At 59.3% G+C, this 17381-nt stretch carries 23 protein-coding genes; 9 read left to right on the top strand and 14 right to left on the bottom strand.

Annotated elements, in window-relative coordinates:
* The first annotated feature begins 94 nt into the window (after positions 1-94).
* Entirely contained in the window at positions 95-298 is a 204-nt protein-coding gene (locus ACZZZ4_RS24730; RefSeq protein ID WP_039763131.1) for a hypothetical protein, read from the top strand.
* A gap of 6 nt (positions 299-304) precedes the next feature.
* Here the strand turns inward: ACZZZ4_RS24730 and ACZZZ4_RS24725 are convergent, their stop codons facing one another.
* The 3 genes from ACZZZ4_RS24725 to ACZZZ4_RS24715 form a co-directional block, all read right to left on the bottom strand.
* Positions 305-544: a DUF2789 family protein gene (locus tag ACZZZ4_RS24725; protein WP_039763130.1), complete on the bottom strand. Its 240-nt coding sequence runs from the start codon at positions 542-544 to the stop codon at positions 305-307.
* A 50-nt stretch (positions 545-594) separates the two neighbouring features.
* On the bottom strand, positions 595-867 hold the full coding sequence (locus tag ACZZZ4_RS24720; protein ID WP_463549039.1) for a hypothetical protein: 273 nt from the start codon (positions 865-867) through the stop codon (positions 595-597).
* A gap of 215 nt (positions 868-1082) precedes the next feature.
* Positions 1083-1292 (bottom strand): hypothetical protein, encoded by a 210-nt coding sequence (locus ACZZZ4_RS24715; RefSeq protein WP_052269149.1) that lies wholly within the window; start codon positions 1290-1292, stop codon positions 1083-1085.
* Here ACZZZ4_RS24715 and ACZZZ4_RS24710 point away from each other — a divergent pair.
* The 4 genes from ACZZZ4_RS24710 to ACZZZ4_RS24695 all read left to right on the top strand — a co-directional run bounded on the left by ACZZZ4_RS24710 (position 1287) and on the right by ACZZZ4_RS24695 (position 3607).
* Positions 1287-1736 carry a hypothetical protein gene (locus tag ACZZZ4_RS24710; RefSeq protein ID WP_052269148.1) on the top strand — a complete coding sequence of 150 codons (450 nt, stop codon included), beginning with the start codon at positions 1287-1289 and terminating at the stop codon, positions 1734-1736. The two genes, ACZZZ4_RS24715 and ACZZZ4_RS24710, sit on opposite strands and share 6 nt — an antisense overlap.
* Positions 1733-1930 (top strand): hypothetical protein, encoded by a 198-nt coding sequence (locus ACZZZ4_RS24705; RefSeq protein WP_463538359.1) that lies wholly within the window; start codon positions 1733-1735, stop codon positions 1928-1930. Before ACZZZ4_RS24710 ends, ACZZZ4_RS24705 begins: the two co-directional genes overlap by 4 nt.
* Before the next feature lie 127 nt (positions 1931-2057).
* Positions 2058-3074 (top strand): ABC transporter substrate-binding protein, encoded by a 1017-nt coding sequence (locus ACZZZ4_RS24700; RefSeq protein ID WP_039763126.1) that lies wholly within the window; start codon positions 2058-2060, stop codon positions 3072-3074.
* A gap of 92 nt (positions 3075-3166) precedes the next feature.
* Complete coding sequence (locus tag ACZZZ4_RS24695; RefSeq protein ID WP_463549038.1) at positions 3167-3607, top strand: DUF3995 domain-containing protein; 441 nt, start codon at positions 3167-3169, stop codon at positions 3605-3607.
* 114 nt (positions 3608-3721) lie between these two features.
* Here ACZZZ4_RS24695 and ACZZZ4_RS24690 read toward each other — a convergent pair whose 3' ends face one another.
* The 7 genes from ACZZZ4_RS24690 to ACZZZ4_RS24660 all read right to left on the bottom strand — a co-directional run bounded on the left by ACZZZ4_RS24690 (position 3722) and on the right by ACZZZ4_RS24660 (position 10954).
* Positions 3722-4084 carry a Na+/H+ antiporter subunit G gene (locus tag ACZZZ4_RS24690; protein ID WP_310408380.1) on the bottom strand — a complete coding sequence of 121 codons (363 nt, stop codon included), beginning with the start codon at positions 4082-4084 and terminating at the stop codon, positions 3722-3724.
* Positions 4081-4359: a K+/H+ antiporter subunit F gene (locus tag ACZZZ4_RS24685; RefSeq protein WP_016775085.1), complete on the bottom strand. Its 279-nt coding sequence runs from the start codon at positions 4357-4359 to the stop codon at positions 4081-4083. The genes ACZZZ4_RS24690 and ACZZZ4_RS24685 overlap by 4 nt, the downstream gene beginning before the upstream one ends.
* Positions 4356-4844, bottom strand: a complete 489-nt coding sequence (locus ACZZZ4_RS24680; RefSeq protein WP_463549037.1) for a Na+/H+ antiporter subunit E — start codon at positions 4842-4844, stop codon at positions 4356-4358. Before ACZZZ4_RS24680 ends, ACZZZ4_RS24685 begins: the two co-directional genes overlap by 4 nt.
* Positions 4841-6520, bottom strand: a complete 1680-nt coding sequence (locus ACZZZ4_RS24675) for a monovalent cation/H+ antiporter subunit D (protein ID WP_129999979.1) — start codon at positions 6518-6520, stop codon at positions 4841-4843. Before ACZZZ4_RS24675 ends, ACZZZ4_RS24680 begins: the two co-directional genes overlap by 4 nt.
* Positions 6517-6861 (bottom strand): Na+/H+ antiporter subunit C, encoded by a 345-nt coding sequence (locus ACZZZ4_RS24670; RefSeq protein WP_463549036.1) that lies wholly within the window; start codon positions 6859-6861, stop codon positions 6517-6519. Before ACZZZ4_RS24670 ends, ACZZZ4_RS24675 begins: the two co-directional genes overlap by 4 nt.
* Positions 6861-9779, bottom strand: a complete 2919-nt coding sequence (locus ACZZZ4_RS24665; RefSeq protein ID WP_463549035.1) for a monovalent cation/H+ antiporter subunit A — start codon at positions 9777-9779, stop codon at positions 6861-6863. Before ACZZZ4_RS24665 ends, ACZZZ4_RS24670 begins: the two co-directional genes overlap by 1 nt.
* Positions 9780-10018: 239 nt before the next feature.
* On the bottom strand, positions 10019-10954 hold the full coding sequence (locus ACZZZ4_RS24660; RefSeq protein ID WP_129999977.1) for a DMT family transporter: 936 nt from the start codon (positions 10952-10954) through the stop codon (positions 10019-10021).
* Positions 10955-11039: 85 nt separating this feature from the next.
* On the opposite strand from ACZZZ4_RS24660, the gene ACZZZ4_RS24655 reads away from it, so the two are divergent.
* Both ACZZZ4_RS24655 and ACZZZ4_RS24650 read left to right on the top strand, forming a co-directional pair.
* Positions 11040-11603: a helix-turn-helix domain-containing protein gene (locus tag ACZZZ4_RS24655; protein WP_129999976.1), complete on the top strand. Its 564-nt coding sequence runs from the start codon at positions 11040-11042 to the stop codon at positions 11601-11603.
* Positions 11604-13007 carry an FAD/NAD(P)-binding protein gene (locus ACZZZ4_RS24650; protein ID WP_463549034.1) on the top strand — a complete coding sequence of 468 codons (1404 nt, stop codon included), beginning with the start codon at positions 11604-11606 and terminating at the stop codon, positions 13005-13007.
* A 201-nt stretch (positions 13008-13208) separates the two neighbouring features.
* Here the strand turns inward: ACZZZ4_RS24650 and ppnN are convergent, their stop codons facing one another.
* Positions 13209-14582, bottom strand: coding sequence for a nucleotide 5'-monophosphate nucleosidase PpnN (gene ppnN / locus ACZZZ4_RS24645; protein WP_039763117.1), 1374 nt, complete (start codon positions 14580-14582; stop codon positions 13209-13211).
* Positions 14583-14804: 222 nt separating this feature from the next.
* Between ppnN and ACZZZ4_RS24640 the strand changes: the two genes are divergently transcribed.
* The gene (locus ACZZZ4_RS24640) at positions 14805-15332 is read left to right on the top strand and encodes a DUF3087 domain-containing protein (RefSeq protein ID WP_039763116.1); all 528 of its coding nucleotides are present in this window, start codon (positions 14805-14807) and stop codon (positions 15330-15332) included.
* Here ACZZZ4_RS24640 and ACZZZ4_RS24635 read toward each other — a convergent pair.
* A complete protein-coding gene (locus ACZZZ4_RS24635; RefSeq protein ID WP_463549033.1) occupies positions 15329-15715 on the bottom strand; it encodes a DUF2784 domain-containing protein in 387 nt (128 codons plus the stop codon). The two genes, ACZZZ4_RS24640 and ACZZZ4_RS24635, sit on opposite strands and share 4 nt — an antisense overlap.
* Positions 15716-15843: 128 nt before the next feature.
* On the opposite strand from ACZZZ4_RS24635, the gene ACZZZ4_RS24630 reads away from it, so the two are divergent.
* Entirely contained in the window at positions 15844-15987 is a 144-nt protein-coding gene (locus ACZZZ4_RS24630) for a hypothetical protein (RefSeq protein WP_024013238.1), read from the top strand.
* A gap of 44 nt (positions 15988-16031) precedes the next feature.
* Here the strand turns inward: ACZZZ4_RS24630 and ACZZZ4_RS24625 are convergent, their stop codons facing one another.
* Positions 16032-16304: a hypothetical protein gene (locus ACZZZ4_RS24625; RefSeq protein ID WP_042606722.1), complete on the bottom strand. Its 273-nt coding sequence runs from the start codon at positions 16302-16304 to the stop codon at positions 16032-16034.
* 263 nt (positions 16305-16567) lie between these two features.
* Complete coding sequence (locus tag ACZZZ4_RS24620) at positions 16568-17248, bottom strand: SOS response-associated peptidase (protein WP_463549032.1); 681 nt, start codon at positions 17246-17248, stop codon at positions 16568-16570.
* Positions 17249-17381 lie beyond the last annotated feature (133 nt).

The following is a 17381-nucleotide window of genomic DNA, read 5'->3' as shown; positions in this document are numbered from 1 at the left end:
CGCAATGAATCTGTGCACGGCAATTGCTGTTTCCTCTGGAGAGAAAGCTTTAACCTGACGACTTAGTTAGGCAGCTAATTATTTCGGGGGGCACATGCAGTGCAGGGTAGACGTGGCAGTAATGATCGGCAGTGGCGTTCCGGAAGGATTACGCGCGATGGGGCGCAGTGTGTGCTGGGTGGTTTTGCTCAATGGTGAGCGACGCGGCACGGCTTTCGCCAGTCGCGATGAGGCGGAGGAGTGCAAGGCTGCCTGGCTCGAACAAATGAACATCGAGCCCGGCCATAGCCTGCACTGAACGCTTCTACTTGCCGCGATGCAAACGTACGTTTAGCTCATCGACAATCGGCGCTTCTTCCCCGTCAGCACGCAGCCACTCTTTGAGTAATTGCGCCTGTTGGGGCGTCCAGAAATCGGCATCGATCAGTTTGGTCTCAGAGTCCAGCGGATGGGCTTCGACAAAGTCATTGATCGACGCTTCATCGGACGGCAGGCCCAACTGGTCGAAAAGGGTGGTCAGGTTGAGCTCGGTTGGCAGTTCCATCATCTACTCCTGGGTCGGTGCCGTTGCGGCTTGTTCGTTCACTTCCCTTATCAGAGGCAGCCGCTGGCGCGGAGTTCGATTTTTGATTCAAGCGAGCGGGCGAGAGCGCATGCTTCGTTATGATTGCCGCGGAAACCTCTGACACGCCCGGTGGATATCTCCTTGATGTGAAAGAAGGCGATGCCCGCTGGCACTACCTGAAAGTGCAGGATCTGATGATTGTTAGAACATGTCGGAAGATTGCTGACGTTGGCAACCTGCACCGTCGCAGGTGTGCTGATGTGTGCCTCGGCCGACGTGGCGAAATGAGTCAAATTGCACATATGAAGTCCTTTTCATCAGTCGGCCGGGATTTAACGGCCGTTGCGGGTAGTCGTAATGAGCATCGCTGCTCTAGAATCGCCAGTACCTGCTGACGACTGGGCTTATCTAAAGCAATTTTTCGCCAGCGATATGTCGGAAAAGTGCTTTTTTTCGTGAGAAATTTCCCTAAAGTTCGTAGTCAGATTTGCTCCAGTCGCACTTGAAGCTTTTTCCTTCAAGGTTTGGCGATTTCGGAGCGGGTTTCATTAATGACAATCCAGTAGGCTACGAACCTCGCGATTAAAGAGCGCTTCGCTCGCTTCGGGTTTTTGAGTGTTTTTGCAGTTTTCATCGGCCTGGCCGTGTCTTTGCCGTGGGCGTTTTGCGCTGCGCGGTTTTCAAATGTGGGGATGTATCTTTGGCAGTCAGTAACCTCGATATGCATGCTTTGTTCGTGCTCGGTGATTTGCGTGCAAAGCTGGTCAAGCAATTCCAATCACGTTTTGTTTACATCACCGAGCAAAACGCCGAAGGCATTTACATCGCCGAAATCGACACCGAAAGTGCGTTAGTGGTCGATGACAAACCTGGGCTCAAACTCAAGGTTGGCGACCATTTCATTGCATCGGTTCTGCCCAGCCGTGAAGGCGGCAAGATGGACATCCGTTTTCGCGACATCAAACTGACGGTCTACGGCCTGGGCGACTACGCGTTCGTCAGCACCGCCGACGGTCACGCGATCCTGTTCAAGGAAGGCCATAGCGTCGTCACTGTATTTGCCGCTAATGAGCAGTTGCAGGAAGGCCTGACCAAAACTCTGAAAGCCGTCACCGCCAAAGCCGCGAAATGGCGCAAGGGCGAATTGGTGACCTTCAAGGCCAGCGAGTGAGCCGCGCAGATTTCCATTCGCAAAACCTCGAGAGCGCACGCGAAGAAGCGCAGCGATTGTTCGCCCGCAAGCACGAACTGCAAGGAGTCTGGCTGAGTTGGGTGGCGTCGCAGATCTATGCATTGCAACCGGCGGCCTACGCCAGCATGGTCAGACGTGAGCTGCAAAGCCTGCAGGAAAAGTCTGAAACGTAACCTCGTGCGCAGCAGACGCCGGAAAAAGCAGGAACCTCGGCTAAAGTCAGTTGACTGAGTTATTCAGAGGCTTGCGCTCCCGTCAGGCCAGACTTGCCATAGCTGTGAACAGCACGAGGTGCAATGCATGAACGGATTTCGACGGTTACTGGCCGCCAGCGTGGCCACCTTTGGTTTGCTGACGTCAGCGCAATCGCTGCAAGCGGCACAGGCGCCGATCCATTTTGCCGACCTGAACTGGGAAAGCGGCAGTCTGATCACCGAGGTGCTGCGGGTGATCGTCGAGAAAGGCTATGGCCTGCCGACCGACACGCTGCCGGGCACTACCATCACCCTGGAAACCGCACTGGCCAATAACGACATTCAGGTGATTGGCGAGGAGTGGGCCGGTCGCAGTCCGGTCTGGGTCAAGGCAGAGGCAGAAGGCAAGGTTGTCGGTCTGGGCGATACGGTGAAGGGCGCCACTGAAGGCTGGTGGGTGCCGGAATACGTGATCAAGGGCGACCCGGCCAAAGGCATCAAGCCGCTGGCGCCGGATCTGCGCAGTGTCACTGACCTGAAGAAATACAAGGACGTGTTCAAGGACCCGGAGAGCCCGGGCAAAGGGCGTTTCCTGAACAGCCCGATCGGCTGGACGTCGGAAGTGGTCAACAAGCAAAAGCTCACGGCGTATGGCTTGCAGGACGACTACACCAACTTCCGCAGCGGTTCCGGCGCTGCGCTGGATGCCGAGATCAGCTCTTCGATTCGTCGCGGCAAACCAGTGCTGTTCTACTACTGGTCGCCGACGCCGCTGCTTGGCAAATTCAAACTGGTGCAGCTGGAAGAGCCGCCGTTCGATGCCGAGGCGTGGAAGACGCTGACAGACGCCGATAATCCCAATCCAAAACCGACCCGCTCGCTGGCATCGAAGCTGTCAATCGGCGTATCCACACCGTTTCAAAAGCAGAATCCGCAAATTGCCGAGTTTTTCAGCAAAGTCGATTTTCCGATCGAGCCCCTGAACAAGGCACTGGCGGATATGAGTGACAAGCACACTGCGCCTCGTGAAGCGGCGGTGGCGTTCATGAAGGCGCATCCGGATGTCTGGCAAGCGTGGTTGCCCAAGGATGTGTCTGACAAGGTGGCGGCTGATCTGAAATAACGCGCTCAAGGCACCGTACCGCCGACCGGTCGTGCATAGGCAGAAAATCCGACTACGATGGTTTGTTCAAATCCCTTTGAAGGATTTCAACCATGACCTTTGTGTTGGCCCAATGGCTGGTGACGGTGTTCGCGGCAATCGGCCTGATGCACGTGTATTGGGCGTTGGGTGGGCAATGGGCGGCTGCGGCGGTGGTGCCGCAAGTGCCGGTTTCTGGCTTCGTCGCCACAGTGCGCCCGGCGTTCAAGCCTTCAGGCTGGCTGACTTTGTTGGTCGCGGTTGCGCTGCTGGTGATCGCGGTGCTGGTTTGCATGCGGGTCGGCTGGGGCATGCCGGCGGTTCAGCACAAGACGCTGCAATGGGTGATCAGCGCCATTGCGTTATTGATGTTTGCCCGAGCGATCGGTGATTCGAATCTGGTCGGGTTCTTTAAGGAAGTGAAGGATTCGCGATTTGCGCGGCTGGATACCTGGGTGTATTCGCCGTTGTATGCGCTGCTGGGGGCGGGGTTGTTGGCAGTAGCGTGGGTTTGAGCCGATCCGGAATTGGCGATGCCCCGACTGGCCTTTTCGCGAGCAGGCTCGCTCCCACAATGGAGGGCGCGTTCCTACTGTAGCGATGGCGCCATCACAGGCGCCGAAAAATCATCAGTTACCACTTTCAGTCTGACGACTGCTCACCTCAGCCGGCACATCATCCCCAGCCATGCGCTTGCGGAACAACGCCGCCCGCGCCAGCAGCAGCGTGGTTACCGGTACGGTGATCGCCAACAGAACCGGAATCAGCCAGGCATGCACCACCGGCCCGGACTTCAGCGCTGAAAAGCAGATGATCGATGCCAGCGCCACGCACCAGGCCCCCATCGTCGAGGCCAGCGCCGGCGGATGCATGCGCTGGAAGTAATCCTTCATGCGCAGCAATCCGGTTGCGCCCAGCAGCGTAAATACACCGCTGAGCACCAGCAGGGCCGCCACGGGAATCTCGACCCATAAAGACAATTCGGCATTCATTCGATCACCTCGCCACGCAGCAGGAATTTCGCCAGCGCAAACGAGCCGACGAAACCGAACAGCGCGATCAGCAGCGCCGCTTCGAAGTAGGTATCACTGGCATAACGAATACCCAGGGTCAGCATCATCAACATGGCGACTATGTACAGGTAATCCAGCGCCAGTACCCGATCCTGAGCAGAAGGGCCTTTGAACAGGCGCACCAGGGTCAGTGCCATTGCTACGCAGTACAGAAACAGCGTCAACAGAATCGCATTCGACAGCAATGGGCTCATTCGAAAATCTCCATCAACGGTCGCTCGTAAGTGCTTTTGAAGTGCTCGATGAACTGCGCTTCGTCGTGCAGATCCCAGACATGCAGTAGCAAAACACTGCGGTCCAGCGCCAGCTCCGACCATACGGTGCCGGGCACCACAGTGCAGATCATCGCCAATGCAGCCAAACCATGAGCATCTCGCAAATCGAGCGGCACCTTGATAAAGCATGAGTTGGGTGGACGACGCCCGGCGTTGAGTACGCCCCAGGCGACGATGAGGTTGGACATGATCACGTCACGGCCGACCAGGAAGAACAGACGCACAATGGCCATAGGGTTGCGGATGCGCGCTCGTTTTGGCCGCAGCTTGCGCATCATCAGCGGCGCGGCGAAACCCAGCGCGGCGCCGAGCAACAGATTGCCCGGGCTGACCGACAGGTTGAGTGTCAGCCACAGAATCCACAGGGCCAGCGATAACCACGGAGCCGGAAACAGTCGGTTCATGGCTGCACCTCAAGCATGTCGGCTCTCGCCTGAGGGCTCGGCACGGCGCGAGTGCCAAGCACGGCCAGCACATATTGCTGCGGATTGTTCAGCGCGTCGGCCGTAGCCTGGGTGTAGCGCAGCAGCGGTTCAGCCTTGAATGTCAGGGCGATGCTCAGGCCGAGCAGCAGGAAAATTGGCGCGCATTCCAGTTTGCGCAGCAATGGCGAGGGGCGCTCCTCCGGCGTCCAGAAGCGCTGAATGCCCAGGCGCGAGAAGGCCATCAGCGAGGCCAGACCGGTCAGGATCAACAGCGCCAGCAATCCCCAGGCGCCGGGAGACAGTGGCGCCTCGGTGCCAAGTCCCAGGGGGTTGAGCAAAGCGCCGATCAGGCTGAGCTTGCCGATGAACCCGGACAGCGGTGGCATGCCGATGATCAACAGCGCGCAGGCAATGAAGCTCAAACCGAGAAACGCCATGGTCCACGGAATGACCTGGCCGACCACGGCTTTTTGTTCGTCGTCGAGGTTGATGCCCTTGGGTGGCTGCAGCGATTCCTGCGGACGCGGCAAGAGTTCGCTTTCGTCTTCCAGCGGGATTTCGTTGGCCGAACGCGAGCGCTCGATCAGTTCGGCGAGCATGAACAATGCGCTCAGCGCCAGGGTCGAGCTGACCAGATAGAACAATGCAGCGCCGATCAGGTTCGGCTGGGCGAAGCCGATCGCCGAGAGCAGGATGCCGGCCGACACCAGAATGCTCAGGCTGGCCATGCGCTCCAGGCGTTGCGCGGCGAGAATCGCCAGCCCTGCGCAAGCCATGGTCGCCATGCCGCCGTAGATCAGCCAGTCGCCGCCAAAAAATGCCGAAGCGCCGGCCTGGCCGGAAAACAGCAGGGTCCACAGGCGCAGCAGGGTGTAGACGCCGACCTTGGTCATGATCGCGAACATCGCCGCCACCGGCGCGCTGGCCGAGGAATAGGCCGGCACCAGCCAGAAATTCAGCGGCCACATGCCAGCCTTCGCCAGAAACGCTACCGCGAGAATCCCCGCGCCAGCATGCAGCAGGCCACGATCAGCTTCCGGCACCAGCGGAATCTTCATCGCCAGGTCGGCCATGTTCAGCGTACCGGTTACCCCGTATATCAACGCCGCGCCTATGAGAAACAACGACGAGGCCAGCAGGTTGATCGAGATGTAATGCAATCCCGACGACACCCGCGCGCGGCCGGATCCATGCAGCAACAGGCCGTAGGAGGCGGCGAGCAATACTTCGAAGAACACGAACAGGTTGAACAGGTCCGCCGTCAGGAAGGCGCCATACAGGCCCATCAGTTGAATCTGGAACAGGGCGTGAAAGCTCGAGCCGGCGCCGTCCCAGCGGGCCATGGCAAACAGCAACGCGCTGACGCCGATGACGCCGGTCAGTACCAGCATCAGCGCCGACAGGCGATCGACCACCAGGACGATGCCAAACGGTGCCTGCCAGTTGCCTGGCAGATAAACGCCAATGGAACCGGGCACGCCAGTGGTCTGGGTCCACTGCAGCAACATCACTGAAATGAACAGGCCGAGCAGACTGGAGAACAGGTTGATTTTCGCCTTCAGTGGCCGGTGCTTCTCGCCCAGCATCAGCATGATCGCGGCGGTCAGTAGCGGCAGCAGAATGGGTGCGGCGATCAGGTGAGTCATCGCCATCATTTTTTAGGCTCCCGGCCGTCGACGTGGTCGGTGCCGGTCAAGCCGCGCGAGGCGAGCAATACGACGAGAAACAGCGCGGTCATGGCGAAGCTGATGACGATCGCCGTCAGAACCAGCGCCTGGGGCAGCGGGTCGGTGTAGTGCAGCAGATCCTGGGTCACGCCGTCCTTGATCACTGGCTCTTTGCCGATGAACAGGCTGCCCATGCTGAAAATGAACAAATTGACCGCGTACGACAACAGGCACAGGCCCATGACCACCTGAAAAGTACGCGGGCGCAAGATCAGCCAGACCCCTGACGCGGCGAGAATGCCGATGGCGATTGCGATGACTTCTTCCATCAGACGGCTCCTTTGCTGGCGACGGACTTGGGCAGCGATGCTGTCTTGTGGCCGCGCACCGATTGGTGGGCGAGGGCGGTAAGGATCAGCAGCGTCGACCCGACCACCACGGCGTACACGCCGATGTCGAAGAACAGCGCACTGGCGATATGGATATCGCCAAGCAATGGCACGCTGATGTGCCAGGTGTGGGTGGTCAGGAACGGATAGCCAGCCAGCATCGCACCGAGACCGGTGGCGGTGGCGAACAGCAGGCCGGTACCCATCCAGCGCAATGGCCGCAGGCTCATTTGCGCCTCGACCCACTGCGTGCCGGCAACCATATATTGCAGAATGAACGCGACCGACATCACCAGCCCGGCGACAAAACCGCCGCCCGGCTGATTGTGCCCGCGCATGAACAGGTAAAACGACACCACCAGCGCGACAGGCAGCAGCAGGCGCACCAGCACCGCCGGCACCATCATGAAACCGAGCGCGGTGTCGCTGGCTGAACGTGGGTTGACCAGATCGGTGACCACGTCGGGCGCGAGCAGGCGTTGCTGGGCTGGCAATTGCAGGCTTTCCTTCGGCGGACGGAAGCGGCGCAGCAGGGCGAACACGGTGAGCGCCACGGCGACCAATACGGTAATTTCGCCGAGGGTGTCGAAGCCACGGAAGTCCACCAGCATCACGTTGACCACGTTGCTGCCACCGCCTTCGGGCAGGGCGCGGCTGAGGTAGAACGAGGAAATGTGGTTAGGCGTCTGCCGGGTGAGCATGGCGTAGGACAGCAACGCCATGCCCGCACCGACCGCAATCGATAGGAGCAAGTCGCGCAGACGACGAATACGCGCCTTGCGCAGGCTGCTCGGCAGCGGCGAGACTTCCTCGATGCGGCGCGGCAACCAGCGCAGGCCGAGCAGGATCAACACCGTGGTTACCACTTCTACCGCCAATTGCGTCAGTGCCAGGTCCGGCGCGGAGAACCAGACGAAGGTCACGCAGGTCATCAGGCCGCAGACACTGACCATGGTCAGGGCAGCGAGACGGTGATACTTCGCCTGCCATGCGGCGCCAAGCGCGCAGGCAATCGCCAGCAGCCACAGCGTAACGAAGACAATCGAACCGGGGATTTTCGGCCGGTCACCCCAGCTCAGGCTGCTGTGCAGCATCGGGATCAGACCGGCGAGCACGGCGGCCGACACCATCAGAAACAGCTGCATCTGCAAGCGCTTGGTGCCCAGGCGCCGCTCGACGCGCCGGGCGATGCGCATCATCACTACCAGACTGCGCTCGAACAGCCGCTTGCCATTGAAGCGACCCACCAGCGGCGGGTACTTGAAGCGGCCGCGCTTGAACTGCTTGCGCAGCAGCAGATACAGGACGATGCCACCGGACATGGCGATCAGGCTCATGATCATCGGCGCGTTCAGGCCGTGCCAGATGGCGAGGCTGTATTCCGGCAACTCACCGCCGACAACCGGCAGCGCCGCGGCGGCAAGCAATGGCCCGACGATCTGCGCCGGGAAAATCCCCACCAGAAGGCAGGTGAAGACCAGCAACTCGACCGGCGCACGCATCCAGCGGGGCGGCTCGTGCGGCGTATGCGGCAGATCAGTGGCGGTGGGGCCGAAGAAAACATCGACGGTGAAACGCAGAGAGTAAGCAACGCTGAACATGCCGGCGATGGTCGCGACGATCGGCAGACTGGTTTCGACCCACGCGGTGGCGTTGATGAACACGGTTTCGGCGAAGAACATCTCTTTCGACAGGAAGCCGTTGAGCAGCGGCACGCCGGCCATCGAGGCACTGGCGACCATGGCCAGCGTCGCCGTATAGGGAATCAATTTGATCAGACCACTGAGTTTGCGGATGTCCCGGGTGCCGCTTTCATGGTCGATGATGCCGGCGGCCATGAACAGCGAGGCTTTGAACGTCGCGTGATTGAGGATGTGAAACACCGCCGCCACCGCCGCCAGTGAGCTGTTCAGGCCCAGGAGCAAAGTGATCAGGCCCAGATGGCTGATGGTCGAATAGGCCAGCAAACCTTTGAGATCGTTCTGGAACATGGCGCAGTACGCGCCGAGCAACAGCGTACAGGCGCCCGCTCCGCTGACGATGTAGAACCACTCTTCGCTGCCGGACAGCGACGGCCACAGCCGTGCCAAAAGGAAAACCCCGGCCTTAACCATGGTGGCCGAGTGCAGATAGGCCGAGACGGGCGTCGGCGCCGCCATTGCGTGGGGCAGCCAGAAGTGAAACGGGAATTGCGCGCTTTTGCTCAGCGCGCCAATCAGGATGAGGGGCAAAAGAACAGGGTAGAGGGCATGTGCGCGAATCAGATCGCCGGCGGCCAGGACCTTGTCGAGGTCGTAGCTGCCGACGACATGGCCGAGAATCATGACCCCCGCCAACAGGCATAAGCCGCCGGCCCCGGTGACCATCAACGCCATATAAGCACCGCGCCGCGCATCGGCTCGGTGGTGCCAGTAGCCGATCAGCAGGAACGAGAAGAGGCTGGTCAGCTCCCAGAAAAACACGATCTGAATCAGGTTGCCAGAGATCACCAGACCGAGCATGGCGCCCATGAACGCCAGAAAAAACGCGAAAAAGCGCGGCACCGGATCGTCCGGCGACATGTAATAACGCGCATATAAAGAGACGAGTGTGCCGATGCCCAGCACCAGCATCGAGAACAGCCAGGCGAAGCCGTCCATGCGCAAAATGAAGTTCAGCCCGAGGCTGGGCAACCACATGAATTCTTCGCGGATCACGCCACCGTGGGCGATTTGTGGGTACAGCATCGCGACCTGGACGGTGCCGATCAAAGCGACCAGCCCCGCCAGCAGGGATTCGGCATTACGCGCATTGTGCGGCAGCACTGCTGCCAGACAGCTGCCAATGAATGGCAGAAGCAGTAGAACTATCAGGGACATAGGCTTCTAATCTGCGGAAGTTTGTGAAGCATCATACGTGCCAGCTCCCTGATCACCAAACGCGAGGATGTCTCAGAATCCTACAAAGTAGTCTCAAATTTTGTGTTTAGCGTTGTTTCAAGGACAACAATGTTGTGGCTCTTTCGCGAGCAGGCTCGCTCCAACATTTTGAAATACATTCCAATGTGGGAGCGAGCCTGCTCGCGAAAGCGTTTGCATTACCACTGAAAAAACGCGGATCACGCCTGCGTTTCGCGTTCCAACTCACCTTCTGCCTCGGCAGCCTTCCCCTTGGTCTTCAACTCACTGACAATCACCGCCGCAACGATCAACCCCGCGCCCACCAGTGCAATCGCCGGCAAACGCTCCCCGGCAATCCGACCAACGATTCCGGCCCATACCGGCTCACCGGCATAGATCAACGTCGCCCGAGTCGGCGAAACGCTCTTCTGCGCCCAGTTCATCGCCACCTGGATCGCCGCACTCGCCGCGCCCAGGCCCAAAGCCGTCGCCAGCAATAACCAGGAAAACTCCGGAATCACTTCACCGGTCGGCACCACCAGCAGGAACGACAACACCGACGTCACCGCCAGTTGCACCACCGTCACTCGCCGCACATCGACCTGTCCGGCGAACGTGCTGATCAGGATGATTTCGGCTGCAATCGCAACGGCGCTGATCAATGTCGCAATTTCTCCCGGGCTGAAATTCAACGCCGCCCCCGAGGGACCCGACAACAGCATCAATCCGGTAAACGCCAGCATGATCCCGATGCTCGGCATCAACCCCGGGCGTCGTCCCAATACCAGCCATTGCAGCAGAGGTACAAACGGCACGTACAGCGCGGTAATGAACGCCGATTGGCTACTCGGAATGCTTTGCAGCCCGACCGTCTGCAAGCCGTAACCGAGCATGATCGCCACACCGATGAATGACCCTGCCTTCACTTCGAACAGGGTTAACTCTCGCAGGTGGCGCCAAGAGAACATCGCAACAATCGCCGCTGCTGCGGCAAAGCGCAGGCCGACGAAAAACATCGGCCCGCTGACCGTCATCGCGTGTTGCACCAGCAGGAACGTGCCGCCCCAGATCATGGTGATCAGCACCAGCACGCACTCGGCTTTGCTGAAGCGGGAGAAGCGGATTCGTGAAGGGGAATTGTTCAGCGACATCATGTCCTTGCGCACTGTAAAAGAGAGGCCGCACAATGCCGCCAACGTTGCGCAGTATACTGCCCAATACCACCGAGTGAGCAATATAGTGCACAAAGATTCAACTCAGCGAGCCTCCGTCCTGCAACACGTCAGCCAGAACGTCCGACGTCTGCGCCATGCGGCGGACATGAGCCAGACTGCGCTGGCGGAAAAGTCCGGGGTCAGCCGACGGATGCTGGTGGCGATCGAAGCCGGCGAGAAGAATGTCAGCCTGACCACGCTTGACCGCGTCGCCGAGGCCCTCGACGTGGCCTTCAGCGATCTGATTCAAGCCCACGATGCGCGCGACCCGAGCCGGATCAACGAGGTTGCCTGGGTGGGCACGATCCCGGGCAGCAGAGCCGTGCTTCTGTCCAAAGCGTCTGCGACCCGCGCAGTCGAGCAATGGGAATGGTGCCTGCAACCGGGTGAGGTCTATCCGTCGCAACCGGACGCCGACGGCTGGAGCGAGCAGATTTACGTGTTTGAGGGATGCTTGACGCTGATGCTCGGCGATCAGCCGCAGCACATCCATAAAGGAGAGTTTTTCATGTTCGCCAGCAATCAACCGCATTCCTACCGCAACGACGGCAATGTGGCTGCGCGGTTCGTGCGTAATGTGGTGATTTGAATGGAGCACTCTGCGGACATCCTGATCATCGGTGGCGGCCTCAGCGGCACGATGCTGGCGGTGCAATTGTTACGTCTGCCTGGGCAGCGGAGCATCGTTATCATCGAGCCGCGTGCTGAACTGGGACGGGGCGAGGCTTACAGCGCCGTCGAGCTGGGCCACGCGCTGAACGGCAACGCGGCACGCATGAGCGTCGACCCGGATAATCCTGACGATCTGACGCAGTGGTTGATCGCGCACATAGCTGCTGGCGGCTGGCCGGAGTCAGCTGAGCAGGCTGTGCCAGTCAGTGAGTTGTTCCCGCCTCGCGGTTTGTTCGGCGTCTATGTGCAACAGCGTCTTGCCGAGGCTCGGGCGGTGGGCGCGCGGCAAGGCTCGACCGTTGAACATGTCTGTGCTGAGGTCGCCGACCTGCAAATCGATTCCGGTTCAGTTCAGCTCACCTTGAGCGATGGCGGGATTTTGCGTGGATCGCAGGCGGTGCTCGCTACCGGCATGTTTCCCGCCGCGCGCACGCCGCAGACACAATCCAGTGGCCTCAACGCCGCCGCGCTCGATCCCCGGGATGTGGCTGCAATGCGCGAACTCGACCCGCGATCCACCGTGCTGATCATCGGCTCTGGGCTGACGATGGTCGATGCCGTGGTGTCGCTGGAACAGGCCGGGCATCGCGGTCCGATCGAGGTGTTTTCCCGGCACGGGTTGCTGCCGCATGTGCGCCGTCAGCCACCGGTCTGGGAGGATTTTCTGGCAGCAGATCACAGCATCCGCACGCCACGCCAGTTGGTGCGCGAATTGCGGCGCCATTGCCGCGACGCTACAGCTCAAGGCATTGATTGGCAGGCACCACTCGATACCGTTCGCGCGCATATCGCGCGGTTGTGGAGTCAGGCGACTGACGTGCAGCGTCGACAATTCGTACGGCATGTGCGGCCATGGTGGGAAAGTCATCACCATCGTTCGCCACCGCTCAGCGCCGAGTTGATCGAGCGGTTGCACAAGGAAGGGCGCTTGCGCGTGCACGCTGCGTCGTTCAAGGGGCTTGAGCCGCGCGCTGACGATGCCGTGGCCATTCGCATTCGTCCTCGCGGTGAAACTGAAACATGCGTGGTGAACGGTGCGGCGCTGATCAACTCCAGCGGCATCGAATATGACTGGCGGCGGGTCGCTCGGCCGTTGCCTCAGCAATTGCTGGCGCGGGGACTGGTGCAGCCGGGGCCTCTGGCATTAGGCATCGCAGCGGTGGACGGTGCGGTAGTCGATGCCAAGGGGCGCGTGAATAGTCAGATGTTTGCGATGGGCCCGCCGTTGCGCGGGATGTGGTGGGAGAGCACGGCAGTGACGGACGTCGCTGCGCAGGCCAAAGCGTTGGCTCGGCGGTTGGTGGATAGCCCGAAAGATTGATGTGTTCTTTCGGGCTTCTTCGCGAGCAGGCTCGCTCCCACAAGGGGATTGAGGTTGTGACTACAATTTGCGCCACACCATAAATCCTGTGGGAGCGAGCTTGCTCGCGAAAGCGTCATCTGATCCAACGTCTCTGTTGAATGAAAGACCGCTATCGCTGGCAAGCCAGCTCCCACATTGGGTTTTTGTGACGGCTTGAGATTATGCGACGACCTGGTAGCACGGCACATACGCCGCGCCACCCGGCAACTTCATCCGGTGCTGGGCGACGAAGGCTTTGAGCAGCGCATCAAGCGGCTGCATGATCGCCGCATCACCGCGGATCTGATACGGCCCGTGTTCTTCGATCAGACGAATGCCTTTGTCCTTGACGTTACCGGCGACGATTCCGGAAAACGCCCGACGCAGATTGGCCGCCAGTTCATGCGGTGGCTGGTCGCGGTGCAGTTTCAGGTTGGCCATGTTTTCGTGGGTCGGGTCGAATGGGCGCTGGAAGCCTTCATCGATTTTCAACAGCCAGTTGAAGTGAAACGCGTCGTTACGCTCACGACGGAACTGCTTCACCGCTTTCAGCCCTTGAGTCATCTGCCGCGCCACTTCGGCCGGGTCGTCGATAATGATCTCGTAATGCTGCTTCGCCGCTTCGCCGAGGGTCGCGATGACGAACGCATCCAGCTGTTCCAGATACGGCGCGGCATGCTTCGGTCCGGTGAGGATGACCGGGAAGGGCAGGCCTGCGTTGTCCGGGTGCATGAGGATGCCGAGCAGGTAGAGGAATTCTTCGGCAGTACCGGCGCCGCCCGGAAAAATGATGATGCCGTGGCCAACGCGAACGAAAGCTTCCAGACGCTTTTCGATGTCCGGCAGGATCACCAGTTCATTGACGATCGGGTTCGGCGCTTCGGCAGCGATGATGCCTGGTTCGGTCAGGCCAAGGTAGCGACCGCCATGGATGCGCTGTTTGGCATGGGCGATGGTTGCGCCCTTCATCGGACCTTTCATCACGCCAGGGCCGCAACCGGTGCAGATGTCGAGACTGCGCAGGCCCAGTTCGTGGCCGACTTTCTTGGTGTATTTGTATTCTTCGGTATTGATCGAGTGACCGCCCCAGCACACCACGATTTTCGGCTCGACGCCCGGGCGCAGGGTGCGCGCGTTGCGCAGCAGATGGAACACGTAGTCGCTGATGCCTTGGGAATTGCTCAGGTCGATGCGTTGGCTGTCGAGTTCGTTCTCGGTGTAGACAATGTCGCGCAGGGCGCTGAAGAGCATTTCGCGGGTGCTGGCGATCATCTCGCCGTCGACGAACGCGTCGGCCGGAGCGTTCAGCAGCTCCAGGCGCACACCGCGATCCTGTTGGTGAATGCGGATTTCGAAGTCCTTGTAGGCTTCGAGGATGGTCTTGGCATTGTCGACGTGCGCGCCGGTGTTGAGGATGGCCAGGGCGCACTGGCGGAAGAGGGTGTAGGTGCTGCCGGATCCGGCTTCGCTCAGTTGCTGGACTTCACGTTGAGAAAGGGTTTCCAGACTGCCTTTCGGGCTGACCGAGGCATTGATTACGTGTCGTTGGGTCATGCAGTGATCCTTAAAACGATGCCATCCGCAACGCAGCGGAGGGCATCCGAATAGTGTGTATCCATGAATGAAGATGGCACGATCTGCGCTGTACCGCCATGTCCCCGTTGGACGCTGAAAAGATGAAAAGGAGCCCCAGCATAGCTAAAACCCGGTGCGATGCGATAATGCGCCGGCGAGTTTTTTCCGTTGCGCCTTTTGTCACTCAGGGAAGTCATTTTGATGTTCGAGATTCAGCCGATGGACCCCGCTACCTTTCGTCAGCAGACCCGCCGCAGCACGGTCATCATCGCCGTGCTGTTTCTGCTGTTGGCCATGCTGTTTTCGTCTGTCGCGGTGGCAGTGTTCGGAGAGCCCGACGGGGATAATTTGCGCTTCAATGTTGGCGGGGTATTTGTGGCATTTCTGCTGACCGCAGCGCTGTTGCGCGGGCGTTTCTGGCACCAGACCTGGATGGCTCCGGCGGTGTACAGCTGGCGTCTCAAGCGTAGCCTGATGAGCATCACCAATGTCATGCACCAGGTGACAGGGGCGGTGCATAACAATGATCCGACGGCGATGAAGGTGTTGCGTTTCTACCACCTTGGATTGCTGCAGATGCACGAACTGGACGGCAACTCCAGCGATCACGGACAACTGCGTGACGAAGTCGAACAGCACAAGGCGCAAATGCTGACGCAGGGCCTTGATCCAGACCAGCCACGCTTCGATCCGCAGTGGCTGGAAACGTTGAAACCGGCCTCGCGCTAAAACGGAATGCGCCGGGCGCGACTCAGTTTCCACGAGCGCAGCAATCGCGCATAGACGATCAGGTTGATCGCCAGCACCACGCTACCAAGCGCCAATTGAATCTGCGGGGTCAGACCTGCCGGATAGATGATCGGCCAGATGTAATGCTCGATAAAGCCACCGGCGTATTCGGTCTGCCCGGCCGCGTGGCGCATGAGGTTTTCCCAGTAGGTCAATGGACAGGTCAGGTGCAGCACTTCAACCGCCACGCCCCATGCGGCCGCCGGCAAGTGCAGCCACATCAACCGTGGCCAGCGCAGCACCAGCAGCCCGCCGAACAGCACGAACAAGATGAAACACAAGTGAAACAGCACCAGCCCGTCGGCGGCGATTCGGTACAGCATGGTGTCTTCCTGACGTAAGGGTGGATGGCGCTATGGTACGCCGCGCGGGACAAAATTCCTTGGTGAATTCGGGCGCGCAAAAGTGTTCTACCCTTTAACGACAGCAACTGTTCTGAGGTGAGGTGCACATGGCAACCGAGCAAACGCGTGCGGAAGATGATGAGCCAACTGAAGAAGAAATCGAGCGGCAAAAACGGCAGGAAAAAACCTGGAAGCACGATGACAGCCGCGAGTTGTCGGACCGCGACCAGGAGCGGCCTTTGAAGCCTTGAACAACGCATACGAAAAGCCCCGCATCAGCGGGGCTTTTCGCGTTTCAGAGGTCTTCCAGCTGCGTGAAGTCCGGGTAGGTCGCTCGGTACCCCAACGTTCGATCGATCCACGCATTGAGCTCATTGACCATCACCGGCGGATGGCCGGGATAACCCTCAAGGGTGCTGCGCAAGGTGCGCTCGATGTCGGGCACGCTGTGCAGGTTTCGGGTCTTGATGTAATGGCCGATAAAACAGTCGAGTTCCAGGCGTTCTGTCTTGGACAGATGGACACACTTCAGGCCGCTGACCTGTTTGATTGCAAAATCGTCGCTCACTTATTTCTCTGCAAGGCTTGAAAGTTGTTGATGGATTCCTGATTTCTTTGACTCTTTGGTCAATTGGTATACCAATCGGAAAGGCGGCGCGCATGCTATCCGCAGCGCGGGAAAATGTATGTATGACAGTCGAAATGTCTGACAGGCGGTTGATTCGCTCAAACGGCTGTTTTACGAGGGGTGTATCGCGATTGAAACACTTTTTGTAACGCGCGGGATTCAGTGGAGGGCTCGCTTGATTAACGCAGCGATAAAGTAATTATTTAGTCGACCCGTTCTATCAATTGCGCACCTTGATTACGCGTATTACCTACCGCTTTGCCGACCTTGTACCATTCGAAGGCATCACTGTGCTCACCCTCGAACAGCAGCATTTGCTCGGCTCGTTCCACTGGTGTAGCAGGATCAAGCCATTCCCGAGCTCGCGCCGAATCGAAGACCACCGGGCGGCGATCATGAATATCGAGCAGGCCGCCCAGGCTGTCAGCGGTGATGATGACGAAACCGTCATCTTCCCTTGCCGAAACTCCCGGCGCCGGGAACTGGCCGATGCCAGCGCAGAAAACCGGTGCTTGATCCGCCCGACGGATCAACCAGGGCTGTCGGGATTTTTCCCCGCTATCAACCCACTCAAACCAATTATCGACCGGCACGATCAGCCGCTGGCGCCAGATTGCCCGGAAGAACGCGCCGTGGGCGACCTTCTCTACCCGAGCGTTGATAGGGGGCGGACGATCCTTCGCCCAATGCGGCCGCCAGCCCCAGCGCAGATTGTCGGCATGGAAGGTCTGCTCGTGCTGATGCAGTACCGCCAGCGCAGTGGTGGGCGCTGCGTTGTAGCGATCCAGCGGCGCATCGCCCACGTGATTGACCAACGCATCGGGAATGCTCAACACCGCAACGAAATCATGAATCCCACGGTACTGCGTGAGTCTTCCGCACATGACTGAAATCTCCTCCAGGAAATTTCAGTCTAGTCGCGCCAGCACATCTGTTTCGAAGACGCGCAAATACCGTGCTTACGTTATGCAAAATTAGAATTTAAAAACGTAAATCAAGAGCGTTATGGTCTATGCA

This window comes from Pseudomonas sp. AC252 (genome assembly GCF_979258105.1).
This window is presented reverse-complemented; position numbering and strand designations above follow the sequence as displayed.